Here is a 22118-nt window from a genome sequence, read left to right as displayed (position 1 = left end):
AAACGATAGAGGCCTTTTGTGTTTTGTAACCTTAAGGACAATAGTCCTTTATGCAGAGCGGGCGTTACGGTTGCCTGATCTGTTACCACCACCGGGTTTGTTGCCGGTTTTTTGTGACGGGCGGCCTTTGCGTTGGCTGTGTTTGCCCGGCCGGGCATTGGGTTTTGCACCAGATGCGTTTTCTCCACCCGCATTCGCGCTAGTATTGGCACCACCACCTTCAGATCCATGAGCCTTTGGCTGATTGATCCGACGGTTTGGCTTGTGCTTGCCTGCATTTTGACGTGGTTTACGGTCGTTAGGCTTGGCACCTTTTTTACCCGTTCCCGGTTTCTCAGCCATGCCTTCGTCGTGGAAGGGATGGTCTTCGAACAGAGGTACGGGTTGGCGAATGTTTTTTTCGATGTCTTTGAGGAATGCCCGTTCTTCGATGTCACAGAACGACAATGAAACCCCGGTGGCGCCAGCGCGGGCTGTACGGCCAATCCGGTGAACGTAACTGTCTGGCTCGTTCGGCAATTCAAAGTTAATCACGTGGGTCACGCCATCAACATCGATGCCACGGGCTGCAACATCAGTGGCAACCAAAGCGCGGATGTCGCCAGCACGGAACTCGTTGAGGGCTTTTTGGCGCGCGTTTTGAGATTTGTTACCGTGAATGGCACCGGATGTTATACCAAGCTTCTCAAGAAAATCGGAAACACGGTTTGCGCCATGCTTGGTTTTGGTGAAAATCAAAACCCTTTTGATCGCATCATCTTTAAGAACGTGTGCCAGCAGGTCACGTTTACGGTGTTTGGGGACCATAAGAACATGCTGGTCAACCTTTTCCGCTGTGGTTGCTGCTGGGGCAACTTCGACACGAACAGGGTTGATCAAAATGGAATTGGCAAGGGTCTCAACAGATTTTGGCATGGTGGCTGAAAAAAGCACCGTTTGGCGTTTTTTAGGCAACTGAGCCACGATTTTTTTGATGTCGCGGATAAAGCCCATATCCAGCATACGGTCAGCTTCATCAAGGACAAGAAACTCAACCATGCGCAAATTAATCAGTCCGCGATCAACCAGGTCGAGCAGACGGCCAGGCGTGGCGATTAGAATATCAACACCGGGCTGCATGGATTTAATTTGTGGCTTTTCTGACGCACCACCATAAACCAAAGTGCTCCGCAAGTGCAGGTGCTTGGAATAAGCACGCACATTGTCAGAAATCTGAACCGCAAGTTCGCGGGTCGGGGCCAGGATCAAAGTCCGGGCCGCTTTCGCCGTGCGCTGGCCTTCGGCCTTGAGCAGCAACTGGATAATCGGCAGCGAGAAAGCTGCGGTTTTACCTGTTCCGGTCTGGGCAACACCTATGAGGTCTTTGCCTTCCAGAATTTGTGGAATAGCCTGAGATTGGATCGGGGTCATTGTCTCATAACCACCCTCTTCAATCGCACGAAGGATGGGAGCACGTAGCCCGAGGTCCGAAAATTTGCTCATTATAGCCATATAGTAAGTTAAAGGTTCCGGTTACCTATCCCCAAGCAGCGCCAGAGTCAATAAAGTAAGCCGTATATGAACCTATCACAGAGAAGTAAATATAGAGAAAAGATTGTAGATGAATCTTTATTATAGAAAAAAAAATGTGGGTTTTATTTATGCTTCATAGGGTTTTAAAATTAAAAGGCACGTTTTATTCGTTTAATAAATTTATCAATTTTGGCTGGTGTCAGGCTTTCACTTGAATAGAGGGAGAGCATTTTGAAGTTACAATTCTTGGCGCAAGTTCCCAAAATGGCGATCTTTAGAATACGGCGCACCGGGCGACGCAGGATCAACCAATCCACCCAACCCGGCGAGCCAAGTGTGGTAATAACGTTCACTTCTTTTAACTGATCAAGGCGCGGGATAATCCCTTTTAAATCCGGGGAGTGATCATAGGCATGCCCAGGTGCCCAAACACGATCAAACCAGCCCTTTAAAATAGCGGGGAAACCAAACCACCAGGTTGGAAAAACCATGACCAATATTTCGGCTTCTTTGAGTTGAGAGAGATCTCGGTCCAGATTACTGCCTAAATTACTACTTTGAAACTCGGCTTGGTAATAACTACTGCGTTCTTGTTGGCTTAGTCTGGGGTCAAAAGCTTCGTCGTAAAGGTCTTTGACCGTGACTATGTGGCCTTTTTCTCTCATATGGACCGTGGTTTCACGTGCAAGATGCTGGCAGAGGCTACTTTCGAGTGGATGCGCAACAACGATGAGGCAGTTCATTCTTTTTCCAAAGTGGCGGATAAGAGGCTGATAATATCCGAAGTGTTAAAAGCTTGGGGGGGGGGGAGCAGACCAGAATTGGACAGATCATCCCTTTGGTTAGTTTGAGAGGGCGAGGGATATATTGTGCGCGGTTTGGCAAACAATGGGAGCCAGTTCATCTATCACGCGCTCTTCTGTCCATGCCGGGCGGGTGACGCAGATATTAACCGATCCGACACCAAACCCATCAGCGCCCCATATCGGTGCAGCGATGGTCAGCTCACCAATAATACATTCCTGACAGGCCGTGGTGTAACCATTGAGGGTAACATCATCAATCCTCTTCAGAATTTCAGAACGATCGGTAATGGTATGGCGTGTTATCTGGGTGAGATCAGAGGCATCAAGGATGCTTTCAATGTCTTTAGGTGTTTGTGTGGAAAGATAAGCGCGACCGCTCGAAGTACAAAACATCGGGGCGCGACCACCTACAATGGGATGCAGAATGTGCGAGTTACTGCTGGAGAGACGCGCGATGTAAATGACATCCTGTTCCATGGGAAGCGCGAGGTTAACGGCTTCGCCACTATTTTCCCGTGCCTGGAGAAGGTAGGGCGCAGCGATGGAACTGATTGGGTTGGAAGCCAGATAGGTGTGTGAAAATTCTAACAACTTGGCCGAGGGACGCATACGTCTGCTGCTGGGATCGCGTTCTAAAAAGCCAAGTTGTACAAGCGTATAACAAAACCGTTGCGCGGCACTTTTTCCCATGCCAGTTGCTGTGGCAATTTCTGTAAGGCTTAAAGGTTTTCGCGACCGACTGAAAGCTTGGAGTACAGAAAAGCCTTTTTCTACAGAGCCAACAAACAGAGAGTTATCGGATTTAGTGGTAGACGTGTCCTCAGCATTGCTTGCTGGAGATGTCGGTTTATGAGGATCAGGCTTTGACTTTAGAGGTAAGCGGCTGCTGGCATTTGTCATTTACGGTTCTTTTTTTATTCGCCAATAATTTCTATATAACCCGTCCAACGAAACTGCAAAAGCAATCAAATTTTTAGGTAAAGAAAGTCTGGCCCTTTTGTTTTGGGACTTTCATCGTCTTTTTGTAGTTCACACAGAACTGAGTATCGATTTTTGTGTTCCATTAAATCATAGGTCCACAGTAAAATTTTTACCAGTTTCTTCGTTTTTCTTTCTGTTTCTTTTAGAGAACTTTTTCTTTCAGGAAATATTCTCTTTGCAAAATTTATCGAAGTTGTTACACCTAATAGCGATATACGGTACTAAGTATTGTAATGCAATACAAATGATGCTGATTTGATTAAAGATAGATTGGAATGGGAGGGCAATTGGCATGAAATTCAAGTATGACAGTCGTCTTCAATCCGGCTGTCACCGTCTTCTTGGTCTTTTGGGGTTTTATGAAGTTTTGGGGCTTAATGGCTTTCAAAGTTTTTTAAATCTTTTGAGACTTCTGGATCATCAAATGGTTGTGTTTCTGTTGGGGAAAACTTTGCCGACAGTGGAGCCGTGATCCCAAAAACCACAAAAAATAATCGTGGAAATTTAAAGCAAATCATTAAATTTTGTTGAGAACAGGGAAAGAGAACCATGAGAACAAAACTATTACTATCTGCGGCGCTTGGGGCAATGCTGGTATTTCCTGCACTTTCGAGTGCAGAAGTCATCAATGGCGAGACATTGGCCACGGATCAGGTTTTTACCTATCGTTTGCTCGATGATATCAAATCCTTTGATCCGCAAATCAACACGGACATAGAAGGCTCAGGTGTTGCGCGTGATCTTTTCGAAGGTTTGATGAACGAAGATCAAACAGGTGGGCTGATCCCCGGCGTTGCCAAGGGGTACACTGTCAGTGACGACAAGCTGACCTATACCTTCAATCTGCGTGATGCCAAGTGGTCCAACGGCGACGCAGTAACCGCGCAAGATTTTGTCTATGCCTGGAAACGCCTTGTTGATCCTAAGACCGCGTCTGAATATGCGTGGTATATGGAATTGATGGGCGTGAAAAACGCCAGCAAGGTTGTCAAAGGCGAAATGAGTACTGATGATCTGGGCGTGCGCGCGGTTGATGATCATACCTTTGAAGTCACTCTGGAAAAAGCGGTTCCTTACTTTGCGTCCATGACGGTACATACATCGACTTTCCCGGTTTTAAAATCGGTTGTTGAAAAACACGGTACAGATTGGACCAAGCCTGAAAATATCGTTGGTAACGGCGCGTATGTGCTTTCCGAATACCGTTCCGGTGAGAAGGTTGTCCGTGAACGCAACCCAATGTATTGGGATAACGAACATACCATCATTGATAAAACCGTTGGGCTTGTGATCAACGATGAAAATCAGGCATTGACCCGATATCTGGCAGGGGAAGTCGATAAAACAAATATTCCTTCCGGTCAGTATCCACGATTGTCCAAAGAATATCCAAAACAAGCGATTTCAAACCCTTATTCCTGTTCTTATATCTACTGGTTTAATATCGGGGAAAAAGGGCCTGAATCTCTCAAGGACGTTCGTGTTCGTAAAGCCTTGTCCTATGCTGTTAACCGTGAAGTGATTACCGATCGTATTCTGCAGGGCGGACAGTATCAGTCCTATAACTTTGCCCACCAAAAGACTGCAGGCTTTGAGCTGCCTGAAATCGATTATGCGGGTTGGACGCAAAAAGAACGGGATGCAAAGGCGGTCGCATTGCTCGCTGAGGCCGGATATAACGCTGATAATCCGTTGGAGCTAACCCTGAACTACAACACGTCCGAGACCCATAAAAAGGTTGCGATTGGTGTGCAACAGTTCTGGAAGCAAACCCTTGGCGTGAAGCTGACACTGGCCAATAGTGAGTGGAAGATCCACACCACCAAACAACAGGCTGGAGACTTCGAAGTCAGCCGTTACGCCTGGTGTGGCGACTATAACGAAGCTTCGACCTATCTCGATCTATTGACGTCCTATTCAGGGCATAACGTTTCCGGTTATTCCAACGCGGAATACGATCGTTTGATGGCTGAATCAAAAACCATGGAAAATCCGAACGCAAATTATGCCAAGGCTGAAGCAATGCTTGCTGCCGATATGCCGTTCGCACCAATTTATCAGTACACAGGAAATATCATGATCCAGCCGACACTTCGGGGCTGGCCTGTTGATAACCTGATGCAGACTTACTATTCCCGCGATCTTTATATCGTCGAGAAATAAATCAAGGTGGGGTGCTCTTAGGCGGGCGCCCCCTTTTTTAGACCTGTGATCAGGTCCTGCGCTCAGGTAATGAATAATGTTAAATCTTATCCTCAAACGGCTTGCGTTGGCAGTGCCGACTGTACTTGTGCTCATTGTATTTTCGTTTTTACTTATGCACGCAGCACCCGGCGGTCCCTTTACAGCAGAACGCGCCCTTTCTCCCGAAATTCTAGCGAACCTGGAAGCAAAATACGGATTGGATCAGCCGCTCTATAAACAAATTCTGATTTATATTAATAACGTTGTGTTCCATTTCGATTTTGGACCGTCCTTTATTTACAAGGACCGCAGCGTAAACGAAATCATCGCGCAGGGTTTTCCCATTACCTTGACCTATGGCTCTATCGCTTTTGTATTGGCGGTTGGCACCGGGGTTTCTCTGGGGGTGATGGCAGCGATTTATCACAATAGCTGGCTGGACTATGTTGCTGTGGGGATTTCCATCGGGGCACAGGTATTACCGAACTTTGTTATGGCACCGATCCTGGTTTTGGTCTTTACACTATTACTCGGATGGTTACCGGGGGGTGGTTGGGAATATGGTGATCCCAAGTTTATCATCATGCCTGTTATCGCGCTTGCGACCAGCTTTATGGCGTCCATTGCACGTATTACCCGCTCTTCCATGCTGGAAGTCATGAATGCCAATCATATTCGCACCGCCCGTTCAAAGGGGTTGCCCACACGTCAGATCATCCTGCGCCATGCTTTAAAGCCAGCGATGTTGCCCGTCATTTCTTATTTGGGTCCAACCTTTGTGACCATGGTGACCGGGTCTGTGGTGGTTGATCTTTTCTTCTCTACCGGGGGCATGGGCTTGTTCTTTGTAAACGCCGCCTTGAACCGGGACTATTCTGTGATGATGGGGATAACGATTTTGGTCGGCGTGTTAACAATATTTTTCAATCTGGTGGTCGATATCCTCTATGCGTGGATAGACCCGAAAATCCGGCTTTAAGACAATGGTGTTTAAACAGGAAAATATAAAAAATCTTGCGCTCGCTGTGGCAGAGCAAGATGTCAAAGGCCGTTCTCTTTGGGCTGATGCCCGCAAACGGTTCTTTCAAAATAAAGCCGCTGTTGCGGGGTTGGTCGTTCTTATCCTTGTGGGATTATTTGCTCTTTTGGGGGCGCAGGTTTCCCAGTTTACCAACGATGAAATCGACTTCATGGTAATCGGTCAGGTTGCCGAACTCGGTGGGCCGTCTTTTTCTTCCGGCCATTATTTTGGCACCGATGATCTCGGCAGGGATCTCTTTGCCCGTGTGGTTCAAGGCACGCAAATATCGTTGATGGTGGGTGTTGTCGGCGCGGCCATTGCCGTTATTGCCGGGACACTTTATGGCGCGACCGCAGGCTATATTGGTGGTCGGATTGATAATGCAATGATGCGCACCGTCGATATCCTGATGGCAGTACCTTATATGTTTGTCATTATACTGCTGTTGGTGATCTTTGGGCGGTCGATTTCCATGCTGTTTGTCGGCATTGGTCTTTTGTCCTGGCTGGAGATGTCACGGATCGTACGCGGACAAACCCTGAGTATTAAAAACAAGGAATTTATTGAAGCTGCGCAAGCAACAGGGGTTTCCAGCTTCAAAATTATTCTTGAGCACATTGTCCCCAATCTGACAGGGATCGTCGCGGTTTATGCGACACTTCTGGTGCCGCTGATGATCCTGACCGAAAGCTTTATTTCCTTCTTGGGGCTTGGTGTTCAAGAACCTGATACTTCTTGGGGAGCATTGATTTTTGAAGGGGCGGGGACCATGCAATATGGCACGCTCTGGCAATTGGCATTTCCCTTGTTTTTCTTCGTGATTACGCTGTTTGCCTTCTTTTTTGTGGGCGACGGATTACGCGATGCTCTTGATCCAAAGGACAGATAAAATGGCGTTACTTGATGTTCAAAACCTTTCGGTCAAATTTCGCACCAACGATGGCATCGTCAACGCGGTCAATGATGTCAGCTTTTCCATGGACCCAGGGCAAACCCTGGCTATTGTTGGAGAAAGTGGATCTGGCAAAAGTCAGACTGCCTTTTCCATCCTCGGGTTGCTCGCGCAAAACGGCTTTGCCACCGGATCTGTAAAGTTCAAGGGCAACGAGATCTTAAACGTTCCCTTGGCTGAATTAAACCGGGTCCGCGCGGCTGAAATTGCCATTGTTTTCCAAGACCCCATGACGTCACTCAACCCCTATATGAGGGTTGCCGATCAGATGGCGGAAGTCTTAATTCACCACAAGGGGATGTCAAAATCCGCGGCGATCAAGGAAGCCGTTCATATGCTGGATGCTGTGAAAATTCCGGGAGCAAAAGGACGTGCGCAACAGTTTCCGCACGAATTTTCCGGCGGTATGCGTCAGCGTGTTATGATCGCCATGTCCTTGTTGTGTCGTCCAAAATTGCTGATTGCGGATGAGCCGACAACGGCGCTCGATGTCACTGTTCAGGCGCAAATCATGGCGCTGTTTTCCGAAATTCAAAAGGAGTTCGGTATGGGGGTTCTTTTAATTACTCATGATTTGGGCGTTGTTGCAGGGTTTTGTGAAGAGGTCCTGGTGCTTTATGGCGGTCGGGTGATGGAACAGGGACCTGTTGATCCGATCTTTGAAACACCTTCGCATCCCTATACCCGTGGTCTACTCAAAGCCATTCCGCGCATTGATAAGGGCACAAAAACGCTGGACACCATTCCGGGATCTCCGCCCAATATGATGCAACCCTCTGTGGGATGCCCTTTTGAACCACGGTGCCAGTTTGCGATAGAAGACTGTGCCCAACGTCTTTCGCCTTTGACGGAATTTTCCAAAGGGCGTTTGCGATCCTGTAACCGGGTATTGGAGGATGTCGCATGAGCACGCCGCTTTTAAAGGTCGAGAACCTCAGGGTTTCTTTTAGCCTGAAATCCCAAGGTGATATGCCTTGGACCAAGTCACGCACTCTTCAAGCTGTCGGCGGGGTGAACTTTGAATTAAAACAAGGCGAGACCCTTGGTATCGTTGGTGAGTCCGGGTGTGGAAAATCAACCCTTGCCCGTGCGCTGATCCGCATGGTCAAAGCAACAGGACGTGTGGTCTGGATGGGGGATGAGGAACTTCTGGGACTGAGTAAGTCTCAGATGATGAAGTATCGCTCTGAAATTCAGATGGTGTTTCAAGATCCATTGGCGTCGCTTAACCCGCGTAAAACCGTGGGGCAGATTATTGCTGAACCGCTGCGTACTCATAACCCAAAGCTTTCCAACGATGAGATCATTGCACAAGTTAAAGCCATGATGAAAAAGGTCAGCTTGCTCCCCAATCAGATCAACCGTTACCCCCATGAGTTTTCAGGTGGACAGTGCCAGCGGATCGGGATTGCCCGCGCGCTTATCGTCAAACCAAAATTAATTATCTGTGATGAACCTGTATCGGCTTTGGATGTTTCCATTCAGGCGCAGGTGATTAATTTGTTGATGGAATTACAAGAGGAAATGGGGCTGTCGCTGGTCTTTATCGCTCACGATTTAAGCGTTGTAAAACACATCTCTAACCGTGTGATGGTTCTGTATCTGGGCAAGGTAATGGAAGTTGCGGATCGGGATGACCTTTATGATAATCCGCGTCATCCCTATACTCAGGCTTTGATATCTGCCGTTCCCATTCCTGATCCTAAGATCGAACGAGCAAAGGATATCATCCTGCTAGAGGGTGATTTGCCAAGTCCTTTAGCTCCACCGACTGGCTGTGTGTTTCGAACCCGTTGTGCCAAGGCGCAGGCGATATGCGGTGAAATAGCACCAGAATTAAAAGTGCCAGAAGCGAAAGAGGGCGAAGGACAAGCTACAGAACCGGGGAGTACACACCGGGTGGCTTGCCACTTTGAATAAGGACTTGCCGGGCTTGGTGATGTTTTAAACGGGTCGTAAATGAACAGGCCCACTTTCGGGCCTGTTCAGCTGTGTTGGCAATTTGGAACGTTTGACGAGCCCTTAGGGGCTTTTAATCTGCGGCAAAACAATAGAACAGACCTGCACCGCCGGATTTGGGGAGGTCTGCTTCACCACAGCCGCGTGAATCATGGGCAGCATTCCACGATGTATTACCACCGCCGTGACGGTCATGATGGCCGACGGTGGCATTGCCTTCGCCGGAACTGGTCCAGTTGCTACAGGTGTGATCTGCTTTTTCTCGTGGGAAATAGGCGGTGCCATCGGCCATGGAGCCCGTTAGGATGTCGTGCTGGTTGGGTTTGTCTCCACGCCCCTTCACACGGTTCCCATTTTCATCAACGGCGGTACGCATGACGATGTTCGGGTTGAGATGAAGTTGGTCAACATCACTGGCAATAAGTTCACCATGCGCATTGTACCATGGGCCCAGACCAATGCGGTCGCGGGCGGATACGCCGCGCTTGCCGTCTTCCTGGGTACTCAGATAAGCATGCCACGTACGCCCGGTTGATCCCGCTGTTTCGGCAAGCTTGGCGCAGTGTGCGTCGGCACCTTCCAGTCCCCCAAGATTTCCTCCTTGTCCCAAGCCAACAGAGGTCACAAAAAATCCCATAGGATGATCCTCGGCAGCGATGGCTGTGGATAAAGCCGGGGTTCCTAAAAGCAATATCATACCTGCCGTAGCACCTGCTTTTACGCCTGTCTTTACAATAGATTTAGAAATAATCATGTCGAACTCCCTTAATCGGTTGTTTGATCTTGTCGATGGTTCATTTGTTGTTATCAGCGCCGTGAAAGAGTCTCATGTTGAGAGGTTTTGATTGAAGAACCCAATCATATTTCTGTGATAAGCTATATGGGAATGGGCTTTTTCCAATCCCACTTTACTACCCTTTACTTCTAAACCTGCTTACTCATTCCCTAAGTAATTTTATCCTACTTTTCAGGAACTCCGATGTTTTCTTGAATACTCATAATTATATCAGGAATTGGAGGAGTTTGTGGATTAAAAGCAGGGCGGACGAGCACGATAGGTTCTTTTGCCTCTATGTTACTGATGGGAACCGTTTCCAAAGATTTGCCGTCATAGCTGATGTCAGTGGGGGGAATAGTATAGCTGATGCCGATGCCTTCGTTATTAGCAGCGAGGGAACGCATTACTTCCAAAGAAGCAGCACGATGAACAATGCGGGGAAGCAATCCCTGAGCACGGAACAGGTTGATCATATGGCGAATGGAAAGCCCTTGTTCCGAGAGTATAAGGGGACGGTCCGCTAGGTCTTGTAAGCTGATTTCGGCCCGTTTGGATAAAGGGTCGTCCGGTGCTAAAAAGGCATGCGGAGAAATCGTGCGCAGGAGATGTTTATTAAAAGAGGCATCCAGACCGAGATCGTAAGTGATTGCCAGATCAATCTGACCATTTTGCATATTATTGGCAAGATCTTCAAACCCGCAGACGTGTGCTGTAAACGTTATTTGGGGAAAGGTCCTGCGTAGGTGCAGCAATACGGGTGCCAGATAGGTTGGGGCCAGATCCTCAAAACAGCCAAGGGTTATGTTGTGCAAACCCCGATTGGCCTGAGCTTCCGGGTTTTCCAACCGTTCTGCGTCGACAAGAAGAGCTTCAGCGTCAGCAACAAAGGTTCGTCCAAAAGATGTCAGGGAGATCGGGGTCCCCTTGCGACGTATAAAGATCTTTTGTCCCTGCCGCTGTTCTACCTGTGTCAGGGCTACAGACAGGGCAGGCTGCGACACGTTGAGGGATTGTGCTGCATCGGTCAGGCTTTGTGCATTGGCGATGGCTACTACGTATTCGAGCTGTCGAAGTGTTGTATATAACATGAAGTTATAACTAACTTAACCAAACATTATTTGAAACTAATTTTGTGATTGTTCACACTCATTACGGAACAAAAAAATAAAACCTTATTCATCAAGGACACACATAATGTTGCACTCATTACTGACGCAGGATCACGTCGAAGCCTATCAAAAGAACGGTGCTGTTTTGATCAAGGGCCTGTTGAAAGATTACATCAGTTCTGTGCGTCGGGGAATTGATATCAATATGACGGAACCCGGCCCTTATGCCGCAGAGAATTTGAAGACAGGAGATACGGGGCGCTTTTTTGACGACTATTGTAACTGGAACCGAATTCCTGATTTTGAAGAGGTGATCCGGAAGTCACCAATGGCAGAGGTGGCAGCAGGCCTTATGCTGTCTCAAAGTGTGCAGGTTTTTCACGATCATGTGTTGGTTAAAGAACCTGGAACATCGAAAGCGACACCTTGGCACCAGGATGAACCTTATTATTTTGTCGAAGGACACCAAAACGTGAGTTTTTGGATTCCAATGGATCCGGTGAAAGAGGCCTCTTTGCGGTGTGTTGCTGGGTCCCATCTTTGGGAAAAACCCGTGCTGCCGACCCGCTGGCTTTCCGAAGAAGATTTTTATGCGGGTGAAGACATCTACATGCCAGTTCCTGATCCCGATGCGGAAGAGATGCGTATTTTAGAATGGGAGATGGAGCCGGGTGACGCGGTCGCGTTTCATTATAAAACCTTGCACGGGGCACGTGGCAATCAGGCTCTTTCACGGCGGCGGGCTTTTTCCATACGTTTACTTGGCGACGACGCCCGGTACGTTGAGCGCCCTGGTCCAACTTCACCGCCTTATCCCGGACACGCCATGAAACCGGGAGAGCGACTTCGCGAAGACTGGTTTCCTGTCATCTATAGAAATCCGGTCCTCTAAACTTTGTAAATCGGATATATAAAATAAGTAGGCATAAACGAGGGCAAAATGTTATGGAAGAGATGCGTAATTTATAAGATGTAGGCCCTCTAGTGTATGGGGGTATAAGAGAAAGTCGGGATTTTTTTATGACAGTTAGCAAGCTTTTTACCCCGTCTGGTAAAACAAGGGCGGCAGGACTTGGGCTAAAGTTTCCCGGCGTAAAAGGGGAAAACAATAGTATTACTGATGTGGCGGGGGTGTCGGTAGGTTACACGACCTTGATCGAAGGTGAGGGGCCCTTAAGAGTTGGTGCGGGGCCTGTGCGAACGGGGGTTACGGCAATTCTACCACGTCCGAGAACTGATATCTGTCGCCCGGTCTTTGCGGGGTGTTTCAGCTTGAATGGTAATGGCGAGTTGACCTCGTCGCACTATTTAGAAGAAGTCGGCCAGCTTACGCTGCCGATTACAATAACCAACACTCATGCTTGTGGCTTGAGCCGGGATGCCACCCTACGCTGGATCGTCAAGAAATTTCCCCATGAGTTTAATGATAGTTTTGGCTTGCCTGTTGCCGCGGAAACCTATGACGGATTTTTAAATGACATCAATGGTTTCCATATCACTGATGCTCATGTTTTTGACGCCATCGATAACGCGAAATTTGGCCCGATCGAAGAGGGCAGTGTTGGGGGTGGGACCGGGATGAAGTCTTTTGATTTTAAAGCTGGATCTGGCACTGCCTCAAGGGAAGTGATCTACGATGGAGCCCGTTATACCGTCGGGGCTTTTGTGCAGTCTAACTTTGGCAAACGTGCTGATCTTACTATACTTGGCCACCGACTGGGGCGGGACCTTCTTGAACCTGCCATCATACAGAATACACCTAACACAGAATTAAGCTCTATTATTGGTATTATCGCAACTGATGCGCCTCTATTGCCCCATCAACTTAAGCGCCTTGCTAGACGGGTCGCACTGGGTATGGGGCAAACCGGAGGCATCGGCGCTCATGGATCAGGAGATATTTTTTTGGCTTTTTCTACTGCAAACCTTGACGTGTTGTCTTCTAAAATATCAGGGGTACACACGGCGCACTTTATTCCTGATCCCGATCTTGACCCTTTTTTCGAAGCTGTGGTGCAGTCCACAGAAGAGGCAATTCTCAATAGTATGACGGCTAACGAAGATATGACAGGCCGCGACGGTAATTTTGTTCCGGCGCTGCCTCACAGTGCAATTAAAGCTCTGCTTGATAAATTGGGGTGAGAGAAAAATGCAGGCAAGACTTGGTTGTGGGAAGGTAACCAATACTGGGTGGGACGCACAAGTTATTGGCGCCCATAATACAGCCCTTATTATAATGCCCTTATAATAATGCCCTTATAATACTGCGCCCGTAATACTGGAATCTAGAATATGAACACTTAGGCCCTCTTGCCTAGAATGTTAATGAACGGTGGAAGATTCTGGCTCTTCGGGTAGCTCTGCGATTATTTGGTACGCCAGGTTCATCCAGTCTTCAATCAATGCCTGCCCCATAATTTCCTGACATATATTTTGCGTATCCTGATTTTGTTGTTCGTGTAAAAGCAAGGCTTCAAGAATAGCGCGGATTTGCAAAGGTCTAAGCTCAATCCTAAAGTGGTCAGAACCCAGTGCTTCGTTTTTTTTCTTACTGAAATCTTCAGGGGTGCCATTTTCCGTACTTTTGTTCGGAGCAGTATCGAGTGTGGGCAGAGGGGAGCTTTGTATAATATTTTCGATGATGCTGGCGAGCTCTGCGTTCGTTTCACGCAAGAGTTCATAGGTAAAGTTCAAACTGCCACGGCTAAAAATAGCTGCATCGCGGGTACCAGAAGAAGAGGTTTCTTTGGTCATTGCTTTACTCTCTTAAGTTTTTTGCATTACTTTCTTAAACTTTATTGACAATACTTTTTTAAGGTTTTCCCATCTTCTGACGGTCGGGAATATACTAGTAAAACATTTTTTTACTGATTTGTTAAAAGGAAATTCTACGACGCGTGATTTTGTGTGGTGCGCGTACCTCTTTGTTATCTCCCAAATTGGGAACATTTATGACTTTTCATAAGGTTCATACTAAGGAGATAAAACTTTAGGAGCAGCAGGTATGATATCACAAGCAAGCCAGTTTGTTGGAACAATTCCTGAAAATTATGATCAGGGGCTAGGTCCTCATATTTTTCATGACTACGCGCAAAATTTGGTTGATAGAGCAACAAAAGCTTGCTCTCATCTCACAACGGGTAGTGTTCTTGAAATAGCATCAGGTACGGGGATCGTGACCCGCAAGCTCAGAAATGCGTTGCCTCCTGATATTAATATGGTGGCCAGTGATTTAAACCCTCCGATGTTGAAGGTTGCGCAAAGTAAATTTTCGGCTGATGAAAAAGTCACTTTCAAGCCCGCAGATGCAATGGCGCTTCCCTTTGGTGATGCTGAGTTTGATTTGTTGCTTTGTCAATTTGGGGTTATGTTTTTCCCAGATAAAATCCAAGCTTTTCGTGAGGCTGCGCGAGTTTTAAAATCGGATGGTCGCTATATTTTTAATGTTTGGGGCACGATGGAGGATAATCCCTTCTCGGCACTTACACATGCTGCTGTCGAGAATTATTTTCGAAATGATCCGCCGGGGTTTTATAAAGTACCGTTCAGCTATACCAATCAGGGTCAGGTGATGTTTGAGTTAGAAGCGGGTGGTTTTAAGGATATCAAATGCGAAACCATCCGTTTAGATAAACACGTGTCTGATTGGGCCTTATTCGCACGAGGCCTTGTGTATGGCAATCCATTAATCGATGAAATTAAGTCCCGCGGTGGGGTTGATCCTGATGTGATCATGCAATCAATTTTAGATGCCTTGCACGGAGCCTTCGGACCTGAACCCGGATCTATGCCCTTACTCGCAAATGTATATAGTGGATCAGTGGCTTGATATTATTGCGTAATTGGGGTTTAGTTCTTTTAATTGGATTATCAAATCTGGTAATTGGATTATGAAATCTGACTAAACGAGAAATCACTGCTTTGGCAGAAAGATGGTTGATGGGAACATTTCTAAGTATGATCGCCAAACTTTTACTTTTGCTGGTTGTCGGCATCGCCTTGTATGTTGCCTATATCGGTCGTGATCGTGTTTTGGAAATCGTTTTTGGCCCTGTTGTCGTGGAAAAAATTGACTTCCCCAGTCTCGTTCTTGGGCCCAAGCCGAACCAGTTTTTGGTATGTCCAAAGGGATATTGTATTTCACCACCCGATTTCGTCAGTCCTCGTTTTGCTCAATCAGCAACAGATCTCAAAAATAGTTGGATGGCAATAATCGCTGCGGAACCCCGTATTGAAAGGGGAGCGGTTGATGATACAGCTTTGCAATATGAGTTTATACAACGCACAAAGTGGATTGGATATCCCGATAGCATCACGGTGCGCTTTATTTCCTTGAGTGAAACCAGTTCTACTTTGGCAATTTATAGCCGTTCCCACTATGGAAAAAGTGATTTTGGGGTTAACGAGCAGCGTATTCGCGCGTGGTTGGTTGCGTTGGGTACCTAAAGATACCTTCTATTTCCGGATCTTTTCTTGGAAGAGAGAATACTCAGAGGAACTCTTAAGTGATCTTTAATGGGATCGCTCATAAGATTGGCAACATAATAGTGCCGTGTCGTTTATATCAAAAGTTACAAACGATTAATTCAAGGGTTCTCACTCGAGGTAATAGTGTCATGCGAATTTTATTTGAAAAGACCAAAACTCATTTGGCTGGTGTCTTTATTTTGAGTGCGTTTTGCCTTGGGCTTGGCGGTGCCGTACAGGCAGAAACCTCTTCTCCTCCAAAGACTTTGGTGGATGAAGCTGCAATCGATACCATACGGGATTGGTTGAAAAATGCTGTTGTTGAAATCTCAATTGTAGCTCAAAACAAAAAATATGGATCTATAGCCCAGAGTGAGGTCGATACGCTTGATAAGCAGTGGCGGGCAGAGCGAGACAAGGAAGATCAACCTTTGATCGCAACCACTCTCAGTAGCCCGCTTTCTAATTACCTTACTCAGATCCAAGCCGCTTCTGGTGGCCTTTTCACTGAAATTTTTATAATGGATGCGAAGGGTTTGAATGTTGGGCAATCGGCTATTACGTCCGATTTTTGGCAAGGGGATGAAGCAAAGTTTCAACAAACTTTCCCCAATGGGGCTGGCGCTTTTTTTGTTGATGATCCTGAATTTCATGAGGCAACGAAGACTTGGCGTACTCAGGTCAATCTAACAGTATCAAATACGGATAATCTTCCTATTGGTGCAGTTACAGTTGAATACAATCTAACCGAGTTGGCCCGTCGCCGGGAATGAAATTGAACCCGAGTAGTTTCAATTTCAATTCGAATTAAAGGACAATCGTTATGCAATTTTTTCGGCATCTAAAAATAGCCCATAAATTGGTTGCTAGTTTTACACTTCTCGTCGCGGTGACTTTACTGATGGCCATCGTTTCTTTTTCTGCGATTAACGATATTAAATCGGCTGATCAAGAAAGCGAAACCGCCCGTAATTTAGAGGGCGCTTATCAACTTTACAAACAGTCGTTTGCCAGTCAACGCCAAGGTTTGTTGTATTACTTACTAACTGGCGACAGAACCGGACTAAACCAATATAATGATTATTCGGTAACAACCGCAGAACATTACAAAAAATTAGAAGAACTTTCTCAAGGACAGAAAAAACTCTCTCAGTTGATCGGTGCGTTGTCGGGACATTATCAGGTTTGGATGACGGATTTTGCGAGCACACAAATCAACTTGATGAGAAATTATCTTACCGTAAATCAGGCTCGTGCTATTGAAGTTTCGGGCCAGCCTCAAGCCGCTATTGCACAGTTTGATATGGCCGCAGCTGATCTTAGCGCCGAATTAAACATGATATTGCAACAGTCTGTCGAAGTGAAGGAAAGTGCGAGCAATCGCTTTACAATTACGATTATCGCATCGATTTCCCTGTTGGCCTTCGCAGCGATCTTTCTTGCCATTGCATTAACGCGTGCCCTGGCGACGCCACTTAGCCGTATTACAAGTAAAATGAGTGACTTGGCTAATGGTGAGTTGGATATTGATATTCAGGGCAGTGAGCGCCGGGATGAAATCGGTGGCATGGTCCGCGCTGTTGAAGTTTTCAAACAAAACGCTCTTGAACAACGTGCGATGAGGGCGCAAGAGGCTGAAAAACAAGAAGTAGAAAGACAACGTCACGAAGGTATGGAGCGTTTAACAAGAGACTTCGATAAAACCATGACGGAAGGTTTAAAGGTTGTTTCAAACTCGGTCTTTGAGGTGTCTGAATCTGCGAAAACGATGGTTGGTAATGCAACGGAAACTGGTGCTCTTTCGCAAGATGCTTCTGCCGCGATTGAGGAAGCTTCTGCAAACATTCAAACAGTATCGGCTGCGACTACGGAATTGACGTCTTCCATCAGTGAAATTTCTCGTCAGATGAACCAAACTTCAGAGGTGTCTCAAGCCGCTGTTGATGAAATTGCACACGCTAATTCCAGAGTTGTTGCCCTGAACGAAGCAGCGAAAAGTATTGGACAGGTTGTTCAGATTATCAGCGATATTGCTGAACAAACGAACCTGTTGGCGCTTAATGCCACCATTGAAGCAGCACGCGCTGGCGATGCTGGTAAGGGGTTTGCGGTTGTGGCCAGTGAAGTTAAGCATCTGGCAACACAAACAGGGAAAGCCACAGAAGAAATCGGTGTTAAAGTCAGTGAAATCCAGAACGAAACTGAGTCTGCCGCCGCAGCTGTATTGGGGATTGGGGACACCATTCGAAAAATTGATGAGCTCACGGCCGCTGTCGCAGGTGCTGTTGAAGAACAGGGCGCGGCAACCAGTGAGATTGCCCGGAATGTAGAAGAAGCCGCACAAGGGGCCAATCAGGTAGCTGGGGTTGTTCTTCAGGTTGCTAAGGCCGCTGATGATACCGGAAAACTGGCTGAAACTCAGCAAACTGTGGTTGGTGAAATGGGACGTAACAACGATAGTTTGAAGAAGGATATTTCTGTGTTCTTAAATGAAGTAAAAGCTTTATGAGGAAGTTCTGCCTGTAAAAAGACTGAAAGGAAATAGATGGCGAACAAGGAACTCTGCCTCCTCTCTTTACTGGCTATTGGTTTAAGTCTTGGGCCCTCTTATGCGTTTTCAGGGGAGCATGATGATGTCGTGCGTTTACGTACGCATCTTCATCCACCCTATCAGGTTCTAGAAGGAAGAGAATTACAGGGCTCTGGAATAAAAGCTTTAAAGTGTGTGTTTTCCAAACTTAACCGAAAATATAAAATCGACCTGTCTCCCCCAAATAGAAATCGTTATCTATTGGACAATGAGCAGGCCGACGGTATTTTCTTAAGCCTTCCTGACAGTGAATTGAACAGTATCGCAGTTGCCACACAACCTCTTGCAATTGAACGCTGGAAGTTCTTTAGTTTTGAGGATCGCCCCCTTCATCCCAAGCGTTATAAGGATAATATCGGCGCTGTGTTGGGATCGAGTGAAAGGGTGTGGCTTACCCGGCACGATTTTACCAAGGTTGGGTCTTCGACAAGTATGGAAAACCTGGTGAGGGTTCTTTCTAACAGACGGGTTGATTATGCCTTGGCGGATGAAAATGCTTTTCATATAGCCTCCCGAAAAGCAGATATTTTACCCGATGCTTTCCATTCTTCTTTTGTTCGTTATGTTCCTTTGGTTGCCTATTTTTCTAATGAATTTGTTGCGCGCAATCCTGAGTTTATTCCACAGTTTAATCGACAAATAGATTTCTGCCTTGCTGATTCAAAGCATCCGACAATCCAAGAGAAGGAAAAATTACAGATAATGGTACAATCCTATCTTGATGAAGGGGGATGGAAGGTAAAGCTAATTAAATTGATCAAAAACCTAGCCGCGGCGCCAACAAATGAAATGGAGAAACGGAAACAGGATGTCTTGTGGGTGAAAGCTCAAAAACAAAGAGGCAAGACCGTTTTAATGGAAGGGATTTTGAGTAACGAAATATCAAAAAAATTGGCCGAACGACGTGATTTTTCAGAGGGAAATATATCTGAAATTTTTGTATTTGACCCACAAGGTTTTATACTTGGTCTCAGCCAGATTACATCTGATTACTGGCAGGGAGATGAAGAAAAATACAGTCGCATTTTTGTCGAAAAATTGCCGATGAATTTTTCTAACATCATATTTGACCATTCGACCCGAAAGTTTCAAGTTTCGATCACGGTTCCTTTGCATGATCCAGATACAGGCAGAATACTTGCTGGGATAACCTTTGGTCTTGATACGGATCTTGCGCTTAGCGAATACCGTCTGGAATAAGTCTTATCTACTACGATTTCCTTTTAAATTAAGATTGCACGGGTTGTATAAAGGGGGGAGAAACGGGTGTGCCATCAGGTTGAAAAAAGGCATTGGGTTGGTTTCTACCACGGATCTTATTGAGGATCATACGCGGGATGATGGTCAAGAGCAGTCCAGGGGGGAATTTATTCGAAGATATTTTTGCTTTTGGCAAGTTCGATTTTGGAGAAGCGTCTTTTTCCATTACGGAATATTTGACAGGCCCTAAATACTTATCACGATTGTCCCCATCATCCATAAAGGTATGAACTACACCGATAAAGGGCAGGCCAGGTCCGGCCATATTGCCAACAGGTGTTTTGCAACAATCCGTATACCAGCGATAGGTTCCTTTTTCAGAAAGGCGTAGGCAACGCAATTGAGCCCGTCCATGTGTAATTTCGACCTGAGCTGGGGTAATTTGAAAAATATCTGTTCCACCGTGATCGTTGAGGGTGGTTTTGTTGTTCTCAAGGCTGTTGGCAAAATCCTGACAACTTTTGCAATAACACACCACACGGGTTCCGTTGTCTGGGGAAACATTATAGGCGGTTCCTTTGACCTTTCCACAAGAACATTTTAGCGGAACTTCAACCATCATGGTTTCCTTTGTGACTTCTAAAGATCAGTTAAATGTGAACACAAATATTACGCGAAAAATATGACAGGACAATGCAATTTTTAAAATCAAAAGTGAAAACAGCATTGCACATAAAAAAGCCCCTGATGCCAATATAAGGGGGAGGCATCAGGGGCAGTTAGCAAGTTGACAAGCGGGTAAACTTGCTCAGGGAGGTACCACAATAAAATCGTTAGCTTCTGAAATCATTTTAATCCTTTGCTTTCAGCACTCAGGCCTTTCCAAATACTCACGCACATCAAAAGAAGGACGGCAGCAAAGGGGAAACCCGTTGTTACAGCCATAGCCTGAAGAGCGGCCAGTCCGCCACCCAAGAGCAGAGCGATGGCAACAAGCCCTTCGAATGCACACCAAAATACACGTTGAGGCATGGGGCCGTCTGTTTTACCCCCGGCTGTGATCGTGTCGATGACCAGTGACCCTGAATCAGAAGAGGTCACAAAGAAAACCACAACCAGTATAATCCCAATTCCAGATGTAATCTGTGTAAGAGGGAGCTCAGCCAGCATGGCAAAGAGACGCAACTCTGTAGCGGCCTCTTGGGCACCAGTATATCCATCGTTGATGATTTGGTTCAGTGCGGTGCCACCAAAGACTGTCATCCAGAGCACGCAAACGAGTGAGGGAATCAGCAAGACGCATATGATAAATTCGCGCACTGTCCGCCCACGAGAGACCCGTGCGATGAACATACCGACAAAGGGTGACCAGGAAATCCACCAAGCCCAATAAAACGATGTCCATCCCTGACTGAAGTTTGCGTCTGTGCGACCAAAAGGGTTTGAGAGGGCGGGAAGGTTGGTGATATAGGCACCAAGTCCTGAGAAAAATCCCATAAGAAGGTCTGATGTTGGCCCGACAAAAAGAACAAACATCAATAATAAAAACGCCAGCACCATATTGATCTCAGAGGCGCGTTTAACGCCACCATCAAGTCCGCGCATAACTGAAACCAAGGCCACAGCGGTGATTGAGACAATCAGAATAATTTTTGTGCCATCACTATCGCTAACCCCGAACAGGAAATTGAGGCCGGCATTGGCCTGTGATGCCCCAAACCCGAGAGAAGTTGCCAATCCAAAGAGTGTCGCAAGCACAGCGACCACATCGATAAAGTGACCAAACCAGCCCCAGACGGCTTCACCGACCAGAGGGTAAAAGGCAGATCTGAGGGAAAGTGGTAGGCCTTTGTTGTAGCTGAAAAATGCCAGAGCTAGGCCAACAATTGCATACATTGCCCAAGGGTGTAATCCCCAGTGATAAATGGTGGCAGCCATACCAAGCTTCGCTGCGGCTTGTGGATCGCCCGGTGCGCCAGCAAGCGGAGCCCAGCTTTCGGGTGACCCCGCATTTTCTGCGATGGAGCTTCCGAAATGAGAAATTGGTTCTGATACCCCGAAGAACATCAGTCCAATGCCCATACCAGCGGCAAAAAGCATGGCAAACCAGCCCGCATACCCATAGTCCGGCGTGGCATCTACGCCGCCAAGTCTTATTTTTCCTAAGGGGGTGAGGATTAATAAAAAACAAAAGAGTACGAAAATATTACCACTGAGTATAAAGAACCAATCAAAGTTAACTGTCACCCAGTTGCGCATGGCCTTAAAGGTATCTGTTGCCAGTTCCGGCACCATCAATGTACCCATAACAAAGACGAAGATCGCAAGACCGGAAATAAGAAAAACGGGATTGTGGATATCTAGCCCAAAGGGGCCTATGTTGGCGGAAATGTTATCTTGACCGACTTCATATTCGGTTTCTGTCTCATCAGACATCTGTTTAGCCCCCCCAGTTGTTGAATTTACGTTTGTTTAATAAACAATTTCGTTCATTAATTAATCGGAATTCTACGGGCACCTCACGCTCAAATGACATCTCAGTTGTTACGGACTGATTGC

General features: G+C 46.6%; 21 protein-coding genes. 13 read left to right on the top strand and 8 right to left on the bottom strand.

Going from position 1 to position 22118, the window contains the following annotated elements; genetic code table 11:
• Positions 1-48 precede the first annotated feature (48 nt).
• The 3 genes from ACFSKO_RS08630 to ACFSKO_RS08620 all read right to left on the bottom strand — a co-directional run bounded on the left by ACFSKO_RS08630 (position 49) and on the right by ACFSKO_RS08620 (position 3218).
• Positions 49-1482 carry a DEAD/DEAH box helicase gene (locus tag ACFSKO_RS08630; protein ID WP_380250509.1) on the bottom strand — a complete coding sequence of 478 codons (1434 nt, stop codon included), beginning with the start codon at positions 1480-1482 and terminating at the stop codon, positions 49-51.
• A 179-nt stretch (positions 1483-1661) separates the two neighbouring features.
• Entirely contained in the window at positions 1662-2255 is a 594-nt protein-coding gene (locus tag ACFSKO_RS08625; protein ID WP_380250507.1) for an NAD(P)H-dependent oxidoreductase, read from the bottom strand.
• A 99-nt stretch (positions 2256-2354) separates the two neighbouring features.
• Positions 2355-3218, bottom strand: a complete 864-nt coding sequence (locus ACFSKO_RS08620; RefSeq protein ID WP_380250505.1) for an IclR family transcriptional regulator — start codon at positions 3216-3218, stop codon at positions 2355-2357.
• A 373-nt stretch (positions 3219-3591) separates the two neighbouring features.
• Between ACFSKO_RS08620 and ACFSKO_RS08615 the strand changes: the two genes are divergently transcribed.
• From ACFSKO_RS08615 to ACFSKO_RS08590, 6 genes are all read left to right on the top strand, one after another.
• Positions 3592-3771, top strand: a complete 180-nt coding sequence (locus ACFSKO_RS08615; protein ID WP_380250503.1) for a hypothetical protein — start codon at positions 3592-3594, stop codon at positions 3769-3771.
• 77 nt (positions 3772-3848) lie between these two features.
• Positions 3849-5462, top strand: coding sequence for a peptide ABC transporter substrate-binding protein (locus tag ACFSKO_RS08610; protein ID WP_380250501.1), 1614 nt, complete (start codon positions 3849-3851; stop codon positions 5460-5462).
• A 76-nt stretch (positions 5463-5538) separates the two neighbouring features.
• Entirely contained in the window at positions 5539-6462 is a 924-nt protein-coding gene (oppB, locus tag ACFSKO_RS08605; protein WP_380250499.1) for an oligopeptide ABC transporter permease OppB, read from the top strand.
• A 4-nt stretch (positions 6463-6466) separates the two neighbouring features.
• On the top strand, positions 6467-7393 hold the full coding sequence (locus tag ACFSKO_RS08600) for an ABC transporter permease subunit (RefSeq protein WP_380250497.1): 927 nt from the start codon (positions 6467-6469) through the stop codon (positions 7391-7393).
• 1 nt (position 7394) lies between these two features.
• Entirely contained in the window at positions 7395-8363 is a 969-nt protein-coding gene (locus ACFSKO_RS08595; protein WP_380250495.1) for an oligopeptide/dipeptide ABC transporter ATP-binding protein, read from the top strand.
• A complete protein-coding gene (locus ACFSKO_RS08590) occupies positions 8360-9376 on the top strand; it encodes an oligopeptide/dipeptide ABC transporter ATP-binding protein (protein ID WP_380250493.1) in 1017 nt (338 codons plus the stop codon). Before ACFSKO_RS08595 ends, ACFSKO_RS08590 begins: the two co-directional genes overlap by 4 nt.
• 112 nt (positions 9377-9488) lie before the next feature.
• Here ACFSKO_RS08590 and ACFSKO_RS08585 read toward each other — a convergent pair whose 3' ends face one another.
• Together ACFSKO_RS08585 and ACFSKO_RS08580 are read right to left on the bottom strand one after the other, a co-directional pair.
• Positions 9489-10169, bottom strand: a complete 681-nt coding sequence (locus ACFSKO_RS08585) for a hypothetical protein (RefSeq protein ID WP_380250491.1) — start codon at positions 10167-10169, stop codon at positions 9489-9491.
• 206 nt (positions 10170-10375) lie between these two features.
• Positions 10376-11281, bottom strand: a complete 906-nt coding sequence (locus ACFSKO_RS08580) for a LysR family transcriptional regulator (RefSeq protein WP_380250489.1) — start codon at positions 11279-11281, stop codon at positions 10376-10378.
• Positions 11282-11387: 106 nt separating this feature from the next.
• Here ACFSKO_RS08580 and ACFSKO_RS08575 point away from each other — a divergent pair, with 106 nt between their 5' ends.
• Together ACFSKO_RS08575 and ACFSKO_RS08570 are read left to right on the top strand one after the other, a co-directional pair.
• Entirely contained in the window at positions 11388-12194 is an 807-nt protein-coding gene (locus tag ACFSKO_RS08575; RefSeq protein WP_380250487.1) for a phytanoyl-CoA dioxygenase family protein, read from the top strand.
• Between the two features lie 128 nt (positions 12195-12322).
• The gene (locus ACFSKO_RS08570; protein WP_380250485.1) at positions 12323-13444 is read left to right on the top strand and encodes a DmpA family aminopeptidase; all 1122 of its coding nucleotides are present in this window, start codon (positions 12323-12325) and stop codon (positions 13442-13444) included.
• Between the two features lie 180 nt (positions 13445-13624).
• Here ACFSKO_RS08570 and ACFSKO_RS08565 read toward each other — a convergent pair whose 3' ends face one another.
• A complete protein-coding gene (locus ACFSKO_RS08565; RefSeq protein ID WP_380250483.1) occupies positions 13625-14056 on the bottom strand; it encodes a hypothetical protein in 432 nt (143 codons plus the stop codon).
• A gap of 250 nt (positions 14057-14306) precedes the next feature.
• Between ACFSKO_RS08565 and ACFSKO_RS08560 the strand changes: the two genes are divergently transcribed.
• The 5 genes from ACFSKO_RS08560 to ACFSKO_RS08540 all read left to right on the top strand — a co-directional run bounded on the left by ACFSKO_RS08560 (position 14307) and on the right by ACFSKO_RS08540 (position 19559).
• Positions 14307-15131 carry a class I SAM-dependent methyltransferase gene (locus ACFSKO_RS08560; protein WP_380250481.1) on the top strand — a complete coding sequence of 275 codons (825 nt, stop codon included), beginning with the start codon at positions 14307-14309 and terminating at the stop codon, positions 15129-15131.
• A 128-nt stretch (positions 15132-15259) separates the two neighbouring features.
• Positions 15260-15748 (top strand): DUF1499 domain-containing protein, encoded by a 489-nt coding sequence (locus ACFSKO_RS08555; RefSeq protein WP_380250479.1) that lies wholly within the window; start codon positions 15260-15262, stop codon positions 15746-15748.
• 170 nt (positions 15749-15918) lie between these two features.
• Complete coding sequence (locus ACFSKO_RS08550) at positions 15919-16542, top strand: hypothetical protein (protein WP_380250477.1); 624 nt, start codon at positions 15919-15921, stop codon at positions 16540-16542.
• 50 nt (positions 16543-16592) lie between these two features.
• On the top strand, positions 16593-18278 hold the full coding sequence (locus ACFSKO_RS08545) for a methyl-accepting chemotaxis protein (protein WP_380250475.1): 1686 nt from the start codon (positions 16593-16595) through the stop codon (positions 18276-18278).
• A 36-nt stretch (positions 18279-18314) separates the two neighbouring features.
• The gene (locus ACFSKO_RS08540) at positions 18315-19559 is read left to right on the top strand and encodes a hypothetical protein (RefSeq protein ID WP_380250473.1); all 1245 of its coding nucleotides are present in this window, start codon (positions 18315-18317) and stop codon (positions 19557-19559) included.
• A gap of 28 nt (positions 19560-19587) precedes the next feature.
• Here the strand turns inward: ACFSKO_RS08540 and ACFSKO_RS08535 are convergent, their stop codons facing one another.
• A complete protein-coding gene (locus tag ACFSKO_RS08535; RefSeq protein ID WP_380250471.1) occupies positions 19588-20181 on the bottom strand; it encodes a DUF6151 family protein in 594 nt (197 codons plus the stop codon).
• Positions 20182-20405: 224 nt separating this feature from the next.
• Positions 20406-21995 (bottom strand): BCCT family transporter, encoded by a 1590-nt coding sequence (locus ACFSKO_RS08530; protein ID WP_380250469.1) that lies wholly within the window; start codon positions 21993-21995, stop codon positions 20406-20408.
• Between the last annotated feature and the right edge of the window lie 123 nt (positions 21996-22118).

Source organism: Kiloniella antarctica (genome assembly GCF_042682825.1).
GTDB classification, from domain to species: domain Bacteria; phylum Pseudomonadota; class Alphaproteobacteria; order Kiloniellales; family Kiloniellaceae; genus Kiloniella; species Kiloniella antarctica.
This window is presented reverse-complemented; position numbering and strand designations above follow the sequence as displayed.

Bases quoted from the DNA above. Each gene is read 5' to 3' on its own strand.
- ACFSKO_RS08630 (WP_380250509.1), bottom strand. From the start codon at position 1,482: ATGAGCAAATTTTCGGACCTCGGGCTACGTGCTCCCATCCTTCGTGCG.
- ACFSKO_RS08625 (WP_380250507.1), bottom strand. From the start codon at position 2,255: ATGAACTGCCTCATCGTTGTTGCGCATCCACTCGAAAGTAGCCTCTGC.
- ACFSKO_RS08620 (WP_380250505.1), bottom strand. From the start codon at position 3,218: ATGACAAATGCCAGCAGCCGCTTACCTCTAAAGTCAAAGCCTGATCCT.
- ACFSKO_RS08615 (WP_380250503.1), top strand. From the start codon at position 3,592: ATGAAATTCAAGTATGACAGTCGTCTTCAATCCGGCTGTCACCGTCTT.
- ACFSKO_RS08610 (WP_380250501.1), top strand. From the start codon at position 3,849: ATGAGAACAAAACTATTACTATCTGCGGCGCTTGGGGCAATGCTGGTA.
- oppB (WP_380250499.1), top strand. From the start codon at position 5,539: ATGTTAAATCTTATCCTCAAACGGCTTGCGTTGGCAGTGCCGACTGTA.
- ACFSKO_RS08600 (WP_380250497.1), top strand. From the start codon at position 6,467: ATGGTGTTTAAACAGGAAAATATAAAAAATCTTGCGCTCGCTGTGGCA.
- ACFSKO_RS08595 (WP_380250495.1), top strand. From the start codon at position 7,395: ATGGCGTTACTTGATGTTCAAAACCTTTCGGTCAAATTTCGCACCAAC.
- ACFSKO_RS08590 (WP_380250493.1), top strand. From the start codon at position 8,360: ATGAGCACGCCGCTTTTAAAGGTCGAGAACCTCAGGGTTTCTTTTAGC.
- ACFSKO_RS08585 (WP_380250491.1), bottom strand. From the start codon at position 10,169: ATGATTATTTCTAAATCTATTGTAAAGACAGGCGTAAAAGCAGGTGCT.
- ACFSKO_RS08580 (WP_380250489.1), bottom strand. From the start codon at position 11,281: ATGTTATATACAACACTTCGACAGCTCGAATACGTAGTAGCCATCGCC.
- ACFSKO_RS08575 (WP_380250487.1), top strand. From the start codon at position 11,388: ATGTTGCACTCATTACTGACGCAGGATCACGTCGAAGCCTATCAAAAG.
- ACFSKO_RS08570 (WP_380250485.1), top strand. From the start codon at position 12,323: ATGACAGTTAGCAAGCTTTTTACCCCGTCTGGTAAAACAAGGGCGGCA.
- ACFSKO_RS08565 (WP_380250483.1), bottom strand. From the start codon at position 14,056: ATGACCAAAGAAACCTCTTCTTCTGGTACCCGCGATGCAGCTATTTTT.
- ACFSKO_RS08560 (WP_380250481.1), top strand. From the start codon at position 14,307: ATGATATCACAAGCAAGCCAGTTTGTTGGAACAATTCCTGAAAATTAT.
- ACFSKO_RS08555 (WP_380250479.1), top strand. From the start codon at position 15,260: ATGATCGCCAAACTTTTACTTTTGCTGGTTGTCGGCATCGCCTTGTAT.
- ACFSKO_RS08550 (WP_380250477.1), top strand. From the start codon at position 15,919: ATGCGAATTTTATTTGAAAAGACCAAAACTCATTTGGCTGGTGTCTTT.
- ACFSKO_RS08545 (WP_380250475.1), top strand. From the start codon at position 16,593: ATGCAATTTTTTCGGCATCTAAAAATAGCCCATAAATTGGTTGCTAGT.
- ACFSKO_RS08540 (WP_380250473.1), top strand. From the start codon at position 18,315: ATGGCGAACAAGGAACTCTGCCTCCTCTCTTTACTGGCTATTGGTTTA.
- ACFSKO_RS08535 (WP_380250471.1), bottom strand. From the start codon at position 20,181: ATGATGGTTGAAGTTCCGCTAAAATGTTCTTGTGGAAAGGTCAAAGGA.
- ACFSKO_RS08530 (WP_380250469.1), bottom strand. From the start codon at position 21,995: ATGTCTGATGAGACAGAAACCGAATATGAAGTCGGTCAAGATAACATT.